Source organism: Agrobacterium sp. 33MFTa1.1, assembly GCF_004328495.1.
GTDB lineage: Bacteria > Pseudomonadota > Alphaproteobacteria > Rhizobiales > Rhizobiaceae > Agrobacterium > Agrobacterium pusense.
Map to the genome: position 1 here is coordinate 23,495 of NZ_CP036360.1, position 11,203 is coordinate 34,697.

The 11,203-nt window shown below is 57.2% G+C and carries 8 protein-coding genes and 1 pseudogene; 4 read left to right on the forward strand and 5 right to left on the reverse strand.

Annotated features, from left to right (window positions below; translation table 11 throughout):
• Positions 1 to 52 precede the first annotated feature (52 nt).
• A pseudogene (locus EYD00_RS26245) lies at positions 53 to 577 on the reverse strand (P-loop NTPase family protein); the annotation flags it as partial.
• A gap of 699 nt (positions 578 to 1,276) precedes the next feature.
• Here EYD00_RS26245 and EYD00_RS23425 point away from each other — a divergent pair.
• Positions 1,277 to 2,209, forward strand: a complete 933-nt coding sequence (locus EYD00_RS23425; RefSeq protein ID WP_034499265.1) for a DUF4238 domain-containing protein — start codon at positions 1,277 to 1,279, stop codon at positions 2,207 to 2,209.
• Here the strand turns inward: EYD00_RS23425 and EYD00_RS23430 are convergent.
• The gene (locus EYD00_RS23430; protein WP_131258946.1) at positions 2,154 to 2,654 is read right to left on the reverse strand and encodes a DUF5677 domain-containing protein; all 501 of its coding nucleotides are present in this window, start codon (positions 2,652 to 2,654) and stop codon (positions 2,154 to 2,156) included. The two genes, EYD00_RS23425 and EYD00_RS23430, sit on opposite strands and share 56 nt — an antisense overlap.
• Before the next feature lie 986 nt (positions 2,655 to 3,640).
• Here EYD00_RS23430 and EYD00_RS23435 point away from each other — a divergent pair.
• A complete protein-coding gene (locus EYD00_RS23435) occupies positions 3,641 to 4,582 on the forward strand; it encodes a hypothetical protein (RefSeq protein WP_131258948.1) in 942 nt (313 codons plus the stop codon).
• 193 nt (positions 4,583 to 4,775) lie between these two features.
• Here the strand turns inward: EYD00_RS23435 and EYD00_RS23440 are convergent, their stop codons facing one another.
• The 3 genes from EYD00_RS23440 to EYD00_RS23450 are packed head-to-tail and all read right to left on the reverse strand — an operon-like array spanning position 4,776 to position 8,150.
• A complete protein-coding gene (locus EYD00_RS23440) occupies positions 4,776 to 5,237 on the reverse strand; it encodes a Mov34/MPN/PAD-1 family protein (RefSeq protein ID WP_051674236.1) in 462 nt (153 codons plus the stop codon).
• On the reverse strand, positions 5,212 to 6,936 hold the full coding sequence (locus tag EYD00_RS23445) for a ThiF family adenylyltransferase (RefSeq protein WP_051674238.1): 1,725 nt from the start codon (positions 6,934 to 6,936) through the stop codon (positions 5,212 to 5,214). Before EYD00_RS23445 ends, EYD00_RS23440 begins: the two co-directional genes overlap by 26 nt.
• Positions 6,933 to 8,150, reverse strand: a complete 1,218-nt coding sequence (locus EYD00_RS23450; RefSeq protein WP_034499270.1) for a nucleotidyltransferase domain-containing protein — start codon at positions 8,148 to 8,150, stop codon at positions 6,933 to 6,935. Before EYD00_RS23450 ends, EYD00_RS23445 begins: the two co-directional genes overlap by 4 nt.
• A gap of 109 nt (positions 8,151 to 8,259) precedes the next feature.
• Between EYD00_RS23450 and EYD00_RS23455 the strand changes: the two genes are divergently transcribed.
• A complete protein-coding gene (locus tag EYD00_RS23455; protein ID WP_034499272.1) occupies positions 8,260 to 9,393 on the forward strand; it encodes an SAVED domain-containing protein in 1,134 nt (377 codons plus the stop codon).
• Positions 9,394 to 9,483: 90 nt separating this feature from the next.
• On the forward strand, positions 9,484 to 10,809 hold the full coding sequence (locus EYD00_RS23460; protein WP_034499273.1) for an AlbA family DNA-binding domain-containing protein: 1,326 nt from the start codon (positions 9,484 to 9,486) through the stop codon (positions 10,807 to 10,809).
• Positions 10,810 to 11,203 lie beyond the last annotated feature (394 nt).

Consider the following 11,203-nt stretch of genomic DNA (forward strand, 5'->3'; position numbering starts at 1 on the left):
CGGCCCAAATTCGAGTTCTGATGACATCCGCAACAGCCGGGCCATCTCCCGGGTGGGAGCGGAGCACCGCGACCGGGACATCCGGCCCATGCCGGTCGATGCATTGAATGAAAATCGGCACGTACTTTCTCTCGAAGTTCCAGATATAGGAGAGAAATTCCCGGTCCGGCAGCCGTTCAGGGCAACCCGGCGCCATGGCCGGACGCACCGAACCGTAGAAGCGGCCAACGCGTCTTGCCAGTCCCAATAAGGCAACGCGCCGGGGAACACGTACCCACAGAACCAGATCAGTTCGCGTTAGTCTCAGATCGAAAGATGATGCGCCACTGCCGTCCATGACCCATCGGCTCCGTTGCGCCAAATCGGCAACTAGAGCTCTTTGTTCCTCACGGGCACGCTCTTTCCACCCGGGTAGCCACCTGACATCGCGATCGAGCGACTGAAACTCTAACCCGAACGTAGTCGAAATGCTTCGGGAAAGGGTCGTCTTCCCGCCCCCAGAGCAGCCGATTACGAGAACTCGATCGGCTCTTGCCAGATGCGACGCCGCTTCGGTTAAAGTCACGTATCGAGGCATTGCAACGTCTCCTTGTCGTTCAGGCCGTTGGAGAAGCTGCTGCGATTAGCAGATGCCGAACCGGCTCATGCCTTACAAATTCTGCCTTCACATGCCTCAGCACATGACGTCGCCCAGCAAATGGCTCCATTCCCAAGCCGGTCTCGAATGACACCCATCGAAACTCGCTGTGCTCGTGATCATCTAGCGCGCACGAGGTAAAGCACGACTGATACCGCGGAACATTGGTTACGACAAACGCATGCTCAAGGAACATCGACGTCCGCCTAGGGATGGTCGCTTGATGTGATGGACGGTCCCAGCTTGTGCCAGAGGACCTCCAACGTCTTGCCGCCGGCTTCATCTAAGAATCCGCTTACAAACAGAAAAATGGACGCAAGGAAGAGCCGCTTGAAAAGCGCTGTTATTCTCATAGCAGTGGCCTCAGTTGGGAGCAAGCAACTTTGCTTGCGAGTCAGATGCTATGCTTCAACTCTTAATTTTTAGTCGCGTTTCATTTGCATGACCCAAAATGGGATGTAAGGATTTGTCAACTTGTGAAGCTAAAATGCCAATGATTTCAACCATGGTAACGCAAAATTAAGGCGGAAACAGTGGGAATCATTTTGCGCATTTTCGCTTTGTCAAAAATGCTCGTTTACCTTTCTGCTGCTGGAGCAAGTGATATAAAGGCAGGGAATTCCTCTTGGAGGGGCATCCGTGGCCGCAGGCGCAGAAGACCATCATTTTATACCGCAACTCTATCTGCGGCCTTGGCTGAGCAAGACAGACCGGAAGCTAGTGGAGTATGGTCGTGTCCCGCCGACGATGGAAATCCGCTCACGCCGCTGGGTAACGCAGAAGACGGGCAGGGTGTCGAACCTCTACACGCTCCCTGGCGCGACCGAGGAGACGAAACAGAACGTCGAGCGGATCTTTAATCAGGGAGTAGACACCTCCGCCGCCAAGGTGCGGGACAAGCTGCTGCGGGCTGAGCCTCTGACTGATAAGGAGAAGTATGAGTGGGCGCGGTTCCTCCTATGGCTCGGCATGCGTAATCCCGCCGAAATTGCCAAATTCAAGGAGCGGATGAGGCGGGACTTTTCCACGCCCGACGCGAAAACGGAGGAGATCTGGCGCCGCATTCGCAAGGAAGGAATGCCGGAGAGGGCTGAGGAGGCTTTAAGGCAGGCTAATCTAGATATGCCGGAGCTGTCGGCGATTATCGTCAGCACAAGGCTGGCGCAGAACAGGAAGGTTCTGGACACGCTGGTGGGCATGGATTGGATGGTGACGGATGTGCAGACGGCAAACCGCCGCCTCCTGACCTGTGATCGCCCGCTCATCATGACGTCAGGGCTCGGCGGGCCAAACGGGCATGTCGCCATTCCGATCAGCCCTGACAAGCTGTTCACGATAGCCAAAACCCGTTTCAATGATGCGCTTTCGATGGCTGCACCACATGCGGTGGTGGCCGGGACAAACAAGGTCATCGTCGCCCAGGCGCGGGAAAAGGTTTATGGGGTGGATCACACCTATCTGGAAGAGGTGAGGGAAGGCATGAGCAGCGGCGAATACTTTTCGCTGGCGATGGAGCCTACGCGTCCAGCTCATCCAACCACGACAAACCCTTCTCCTCCCGGTATCGCTTGAAAGCTGAGAGCTTTTCTTTCACCGCTTCATCCGACCTGAAGTAGTCGTGCATGATGTAATTCGACTGGTTCAGGATGGCGATGAAGGAATCCAGCGTCGCGGCTAGATCTTCCCGGCTGGGCTTGTCAAATATGACCAGCTCGTGACCCTTATCATGGACGCGAAAATGCCGGGACGTCAGCGCCCTGATGTTGTTATGGCTGTCGTTACACAAGCTGTTGTAGATCGAGCGGTACTCGTTCTCCATCCCCGCCATCTTGAACTTATCGAAGTTGGTCAGGATGCTGTACTGGTCGGTGAAGGCCTTCAGCTCGGCCTTGTGATAGTCAAGCTTTTCCACCACCTCGGGGTTATCCCTGAAGTAGGAAAGGAACGGGTTCTCCCCTTTCACTCCGTCGGTTGCGAGCTTGATCACCGACCAAAAATAGGAAGGGCCGGTTCTCACCGGCCCCTCCGTCTCAGTCGATATCTTACATGAAGTAGGCTAGGATGAATGCGACAATCCAGTAGATCGTCCGCAGCTCCACCTGACCTTCAACTTCCAACCGTACACGCATATTGGCGTCTCCGGTCCTGCTGGCGCCCTCAGGAACCCTAATGGATTGATGAGGAAACTTCTCGAAGTCAGTTCGGGCATTTCGGAGAGGTACTTCCAGCCGGCCGACCGGGCGGCACCTCTAGTGTTCGTTTGTTCGTGAGAGCGTAGATTCGTTTTAAGAGCAGGTTCGTGAGCGCGTTTTCAGAGGGCGTTTTCTTCAGCGATACGTTTTCAGCGTTTGGTCCAGTTTCACGGTAAGATTCGACTTGACGTTGGTTCGTTGAGACCTAGGAGCGTTTTCAGACTTAAGCGTTTTTTTCAGAGACAGATCTTCAGAGCTTCAACAGGTTCGTAGGCGCCGGCGCGTCCGCCAGCACATAAAATGTATGATCGGCCATGAGGACCTTCAAGATCTGCCGAAACGAAAAAAATCGGCGCGAGACGGGGCGTTTGGATTGGTGCGCGTGGCCGGAGTGACCTGCCTTATGGCATCTTCGGCACTTCAGTCTGCACCTGAGGATATCCACATTGGCTAGAGCCGATGACACCGTGGTTGGCGTTCGGGAGCGACGTCTCATATGCCAACGAACTTCTTGCCTCTTCGAAGTTCAAGGTGCCGGCATCATCTTCAATTAACCCTAGTGTGATTTCGATCCGCTGGCGCTTGCTTTTCGGTTGCTGCTTATTCTGCCGGGCTGCTACCGCCCGCCCACCCTATTAGAATACAGGCGCTTTGAGCGCGATTGAAAAGAAAATGAAAGACACCCGACATGTTTGAAACGAGTGAGACCCCCGTGCCCCACAGCGAACGCGTTGTTCGCTTGTCGGACGGAAGCGCATTAATCTGGCCATACTACAACGTTCGGGTCGGTAGCGGGCCATGGGAAATCGCCGTGGATAGCAACCGCCTCGAACGCACGCAGTGGCTCACCAGTTTCCGCCAACAATGGTCGACTATCGAATTCTCGGTCGACCTTTTTCCGGCTCTTGCTGAAAAGTGGCTTGCAAGCCCGGCCTTCCGCGAAGATACGGCAGAGCAAATACAGGTGATAGCGGAGCGCTACAGACAAGGTGGTCTAGACCTTCCAGAACATTATGCCGTTGAAAAGGCTGATGAACTCAAGAAAGGCCACAAGACACTGTCCTATCAGTGGACATTGATTTTCTATTACGTCGCAATTTTAAAAAAAATCATGGAGTTGCGGACCGCTGAAGAAGGCATGCTCCGGCTTGCCGAGATCAGCTCTGCGCAGGTGCCGCGCGCATCCGCGCTCCTAAGCCTCGGTGCGCTATCGCTCTATCTCAGGTCTCGTCAAGATGTGAAGCTAACCGGAGATTCCGATCGCGCGTATTCGCACGTCCAAAGATTTTTCTCGTTTCAGCCCGGTAAAAAGGGCGAAGAGAACCACATCAATATACCGTACCTGCGGAACCGCGCACTTGACCTTGCGCTGTTCTATTTCTGGCCTGTGCGTGACATCCAAAACCGCAAACCTCATGGCCAACCTGTGGTGATCACCGAAGACAAGGCACTACACAGTCTCGTGTTTCGAATCCTACCGCTTATGTACATGCCGGGTTCCACCGGATTAGCCATTCCAGTTGCAATCGCCATCGACGAATTTGAGCCTGTAGAAAGAGCGACCTTCGAAAAGTGGCGATCCCGGATAAATGTCTCGTTCCAGCCGCCTGCCGATGACGCGACGAAGCGTCAACGCCTTGAGAATCTTTATCGACTGGCGCGCACGTGCACCGATCGACACGATGAACGACAAGCCTTGGATGAAGTGTGGCAGGACTGGTCTTTGCCAGGGATACCCTATGCCGGGAGCTAGCCCGGTGGACGTCGTTTTGCCCTTTCGTGCAGCCGTCGACCGAAAGACTGCAGATCCCTGGGACTCTTTCATCGGTGCGCGATTGGCGCTGCACAGTGCTAAATGTTTGGGCTCCCGGCGGGAGCGTAGTGAGTCTCTCACCTCCGCTCGTTTTCGCGCGAGCTCTCTCCCGTATCGATGAGCGCCATAGCTCTTAAGTCATGACGAGCGCTGCTTTTATGGGAGTCGCGTGTCTTACAAACATATATGACCTGGCCTCGAGCATCATAAAGTATCGTAATCTAACGATCAGCAGCGCTGAAAAATCGATGTCGCGCTCACCGTCGACAAGGTTTTGCATCGACATGAGATCCTCTTGGCTTGGCCGGACGGGGAAACTGGGATGGGAATGCCATTCGCCGAGGTAGTTGAAGCGCTTGAAGTCGTGGGCAGTTTTTTGAAAGAATTCTTTGAGCGCTTCTGCATGATGCTCGGGGCTACGAACGAAATGGGCGGCTGTCCCAGTCTTGTTGTCCACGGAGAAGTCGACGATCCGAAAATGGTCCGGTGCGACCTGCTCACCCATGAGGATGCCGCCGATTTCGCGCCGGCCGGCGCGCCTCAGGTGTCTGCGAAGCCCCGCTCGTTGCTCACTTGGAAGGCTGATCGTGATCATCGAATGCTTTCGGCATAAGCTCGCGCAATAAAGCAAGGCTCTCTGCGACAGAGGCGGGGTCCTGTTCGACCTTCCAAGGCTCGGAGCCGGCGAGTTCGATCGGCCACGTCTCGAACGGCTGGGAGAAAATCCAAGCTGTGCGGAGGCCGATCGCATACGCCGGTACGGGAAAAGCGCTATCTTCCGGTCGCGTGAGCGCGTCGGTCGCGAGCCGCGCCAGATGGCCTGCGATGACGGACACTTCCGCATCGTCGGCCACAAGGGGGTCGCCGCTCCCGGCTGCCGCTGCGTATGGTACCGCGACGCCGGCGAGCGGGGCGGGGACGCCGTGGCTGTTACACCAAGCATTGATCTGGTTGCGGGCCGCTTGCGGTTCGGGCTCATGGCTGGACCGGACGCGCGCGACGAGGCCGCCAATTCCACCGGCGAACACCTCTCCCCAGACGAACGGCTTCAGGCTTTCTTTAGCGACCGCGGCACAGAAGTTGAAGCAATGAGCGTCGGCGCTGGCGTCGATGATTATGTCACAGTCGCGCAACGCCGACATCACCGAGTCGGTGGAATCGGCGCTTTCTTGGCCGCCCAGCGCCACACGCCGGACAGTGACATCGATTGTTCCGACGATCTCTATAAGGCGGCCGCGAACAGCGTCGGCTTTGTGAGCGCCCGCCGCTGCAGCGCCGAGCTCGTTGCGTACCAGGTTCTCCGCGAACATGACGTCATCATCAACGAGCGTAAATTTTCGCACCCCTGCGCGCGCCAGCATCGCGGCGACCTTAGAGCCAAGGGAGCCGCACCCAACAATGCCGGCGCTCTTTCCAGCCAGGACGGCATAGTCGTTCGGGAGCCGGCTGCTGGGGGCGACCTTCAGAATCTGGGAGCGACCGAAGTAGCGCTTCTGGCTGCCGTCATAGGCGTAGAAATGGGCGATCTCCGTGTCGGACACCAGCACTAGGTCCATGTCGCCGCTGGCTGCGATCGCTTTCTCGCGGAGGGGCGCGAAGCCGAGATCACCGAGCAGGTTTGCGATGCTCTCCTGCGCTGCTGCCGGCATCGCCGTTCCCTGCGGCAGTCGGATGGCAAGGCCGCGCTTCGTGGTTTCGCGAATGCCGGCAGGCCATGCGCGCGCACCGACGACGCCATCGATCTCGGCGACCGTCACGGTGAAGGTTTCCGCGTGATACTTTTCTGCAATGCCGATTTCGATCGACTGACCGGGTTCGATTGCCTTCAGGCGCTCTTCGGTAGCTTGCGTCAGCAGAAAGCGGAAGTATGAGCCCCGGACGCTTTGGCCGAGAGAAACAGCATGCGCTGATGGCAGTTCGGGACCATCGCCATCGCGCTCACCGACGATCAGGCGACGCGCGCTTTCGATCATCATCGCGCCGATGATCGTTGTCTCCCAGTTGTCGGCGCGATATTCGAGGCAAAGGTTTCCGCCGGCGCCATACTGGTGGCTGGAGAGGCGGCTGCCGTCTCGAGGCACGACGATGGGCGGGGCATTCGGGTGGAATTCCGCATAGGTCATCGTGAGCGGAATGCTGTCACCGTTGTGTTCAATCTCGAAGTCGACAGCGAACGCGGCGCCTTCCGAGAGATACCAGCGCACTCCTCTGAGCCAACTAACGCGTTCTGCGAGATCAGCGACGCTCTGGCGCTCGGATCGCGCACGTGCCGGGTTTTCGAGCCACCAGATCATTCCGCGCCGCCGAACCCCTGTGGCTTCGTCGGAACACGGCTTTTGTCCGGAAAAGAGAGGCCTGCGGTCGCCGGCGCGACCGATGCGGTTTTTAGCAGCGGGGATCGTGCCGGTAGTTGGCGGCGACGTGCCGCGCGATCGGCAAGCGAACCGCCGACGCCACGCCCGATCGTCTCGGTGATCACCGTCCTGTCGCTGGAATGGGCTGCCGTGGCGAATTCCGTCCTGGCCTTCTGTAGCCATTCGGCAAAGGCGGTCGCTCGCTCGGGGTGCTCCGCCCATTTGTCGGCAAAGTTTTCGAGCGGGTCAGTTGGGTTTGGGATCCAGTAGCGGTTGTCGTGCCACAAGATGTGCTTGTCCATGCCTGCAAGAATGACCGCGAGCGCTTCGCCGATTGTCTCTTCGCCATTGTAGGAGTGTGCCGCGAGCGTGGTGATGATGACGGAGATCGGTCGGTCTTCCTTGCGACCCGCGAAGGTATAATCTCGGTGTCGTTTGAGGATCATGATCGCAGCCTGAAGAGGCGTTCGGACTTTATAGTCGGGAATATCTTCGACGCTCGCCTTCACGCTTTCGGCGAGCATGCGTTTGCGTCGTTCGAGAGCAGCCGCCATCCGGCTCTTGAACCACTCGCAGTAGCCCTTAGGATTCGAGCGCGGCCAGTCATCCGTGACGGCGGCGTAGGTCGCACCCTCCTTGTCAGTGATGGCGATCGCGGTTGTGGTCCAGCGGGCGTCGAGGCCGCGGGATTCCAGCAGGATGCGGGCGCCTTGGCCATTCGGAACGGCAGGCACCACATCCATGTGGAACTGCGCGTCATCAGCATAGTCGAGGACCCAACAACGGCGACCCTCACGAAGCGGCTTGTTCATGTTCTGCGCATTGCGATAGGCTTCGATCTCCACACCGAGGAGGGTCTTGAGCTGCTGCTGCGTCAGCGAGGACTTGCCCAACTTCTGAAGCTCGCAAACGGAATCGACGTCGTATTCCTCGGCCTCGTTGGCGGGCCGGATGGTCGTGCCGAGGCGGAAGGACCCCTGGACGTAGACCTTCGGGCCGTACTGGCGGACCGTTGATGCGTCGCGGTGAAGCCAGTCACCCAATGACTTGTAGCTGCGCTCGGCCTGCTCGTACCGGCTTGGTGGCACGCTCAGTTCTTCGGCAAGATCTTCAAGGAATTCCTCGCTTTCGCGGGTACGCGTCTGCTTGTCCACTAACAGCCTCCCAGGTGAGCCCAGGCGCCGCATGTGGATTGTCAAAATGCGCGGTTGAGCTTTGAGGATAAAACGTGAACACTATACTGAACTCGAGCGGAATTTCACCATGGCAAAAACACATATTCCGGATAAAATTCAAGTGGCCCTTTGGTCGAAGGCCGCTGGGCGCTGCGAGTACCGCGGTTGCAACGAGGAACTTATTGGCGACCTCATCGCCGGGCGGGAGGATGGCAAGTTTGGTTTCATCGCTCACATCGTTGCCGACAGCGCCGAGGGGCCCCGTGGTGACGTGATCCGCTCGCCCTTGCTCGCAAAGGACCTGAGCAATCTCATGTTGCTTTGTGCAAAACACCATAAGGGCGTCGATGTCGATTATCTCGCGGATCATCCGGAGGATGTTCTTCTGGAGATGAAGGCCGAGCATGAGGACCGGATCGCTATTGTGACCGGAATGGCCCAGGAACGAGCTGCTCACGTGCTCAGGTTCGCCGCGGACATCGGCCAGCGAGACGCCTTGGTTTCAACCCGGTCGATTTTCATGGCAATGCCGCCGGACAGACACCCGGCAGAGGGCCGGACGATCGACATCGAGCTGGTCGGATCCGATTATGCCGATCATGAAGTGAGTTACTGGACGGTCCAGCAGGAGAACTTGAGGCGCGTTTTTATCCGGAAGGTGAAAGAGCGTATTGAGCAAAAAGAGATAACGCAGCTCAGCGTCTTCGCGCTCGCGCCGCAACCGTTGCTCATTGAGCTCGGGCATCTAATAGGTGATATTGTTCCAGTCACGGTCCACCAGCGATACCGCGAGCCGGCGACATGGCGCTGGCAACCCGGACAGCCAGCGATAACGTTCCAAACCGCAGAACAATCCGGTCCGCCCGATGCGCCCGTCGCGCTCAAGCTCGCGCTTAGCGCAACCATCACTGATGATCGGATTCGCGCTGTGCTCGGCGACGATGTTGCAATCTGGTCCTTGACCGCCGAAAATCCACACAATGACATCATGCGGCGCCCGGAAGATCTGGTTGAGTTCAAGCGACATCTTCGCCGGCTGCTCGATCGTATCAAGGCCGTTCACGGAGAGAAGGCTACGATCAACGTTTTCCCAGCAGTTCCGAATTCGGCCGCGGTCGAGGTTGGGCGGGTGCTGATGCCGAAGGCTGACCTACCGTTGCGCATATATGATCAGAATCGTTCCGTTGGCGGCTTCATTTCAACTCTGACGGTTTCCGGGTAGTCCACGTGTGGATCAACGAAATTCGGCAACAGGTCGTCTCCTCAGGGGACGACGGGGCGGGCTGGGTATCGACAATTTAGGGAGAGTTGAATGCTGGACGAGCTTCAGAGGTTGGTGGACAATCCTGTGGAGTCCCTCGAGGTCGAGCTTAAATCGTCGCTGGATCTGAAGGACGACAGGCAACGGGCAAGTCTGGCACGCCATATCGCCGCGCTTGCCAATCATGGAGGTGGAGTTGTTGTTTTTGGTTTCAACGACGATTTTAGCCCATGCGACCCTTCAACAGTTTTACCGCTCGACAGAGACACAGTTTCATCAATCGTCAAAAAATATCTCGAGCCAGCGTTTCAGTGTGATGTTCGTTTAGTGAGGTCGGGAAGGGGACAGGACCACAGTGTCATTGTCGTGCCTCCTCATGGGGCGGCGCCGATATGCGCCAAGGCAGGCGGTCCCGAGGATCGCGGCAAGGCTATCGGCATTGTCAAAGGTTCTTATTACATCCGTAAGGTGGGCCCTTCGAGCGAGGCGATTTCATCCGCGACAGAGTGGGCGCCCCTGATCCGTCGGTGTACGATTCACGATCGGCAGGCATTGTTCGCGGCCCTGCACGGTGCGCTGGCACCTACCCAGCCGCCGCAGGAAGACAAAGCCACTCTATGGCACGAAGCCACGCAACAGGCGGCTCTCAACGCCGTCTCAGGACTTGGCGAAAAAAGTCCCTACAGGACTGGCTGGAAGCAGTTCACTTACGTCATAACGCCTGAAGGCCACCTCCCTGAGAGCTCGTTCCTGCGCCTTCTCGCTGAAGTCAACAACGAAGTGCATGATCGGGTTAACACTGGGTGGAGCATGTTTTTTCCATTCGGGGCTCCTGGTGGCGAATACTGGCAAACAGACGCGGCGTCAGGCGAAGGTGAAGGCGACTTTATCGAATGTTCCCTCGGTAAAGACCCAAAAATGTTAGGTAGAGACTTTTGGAGGATCAGTCCGTCCGGCAAGGCGAGCCTTCTTCGGGAATACTGGGAAGACTCAAGTTTTCACCAGGAGAAAGGCATTCCTTCCGGCTCGTTGTTCGACGTGGATTTGTTTGCTCAGAATGTTGCTGAGATCGTTCGTCATGCCCAAGCTCTGGGCGTACGCATTGAGCACGCCGAAAGTGTTTCATTCATCTGCGAAGTCACAGGCCTCACGGGTCGTCGGGGGGGCACGTACAGAGGATATGTGAGGTCATTTGGCGCGGAGGCCCAGGCTGACAGAAGAAAAGTCAGCGCCAGCTTCCCATTGGCTGCACTGGTAGACGATTGGCCGGAGGTCGTAGAGCGTCTCGCTACCCCGGTAGCCAGGATCTTCCAGGCAGAACAACTCACCACCGCTAAGGCAATCCGCGCCAGTGCAGAGAGATGGCTTCGCTTCTGAAAATTTCATTACGCAGTTGATGCGAGCCAATGATCTCCGACCATCGAAGCTGGCCCGTCAGAACGGTTTGTAATCGGTCTACGGCGTCGCTGATGCAAATGACGATTTGAGGATCGCGCTGAGACTCGGTTGCCGGGCAGACCCCAGCAGTTGGACCATCCGAAACAATCCGGGCCTTGACCTCGTCGAGCCAATGTCGATGAACCTCGCGTCCAGGCTTTCCGGTTGTGAGAACCTCCAACGTACTCTCCGTGGAGAAACTCCCTGTCGCTCATCCATGGAATGTCGCTCCCAGATCAGGCGACAGCCGGCAATGTGGGGGCAGAACACAGGTTACATTGTTTGGACTGATCCCGCCGGTTTCTTTGGAGGGCAGTGGCTGGTCGTCTCGTTG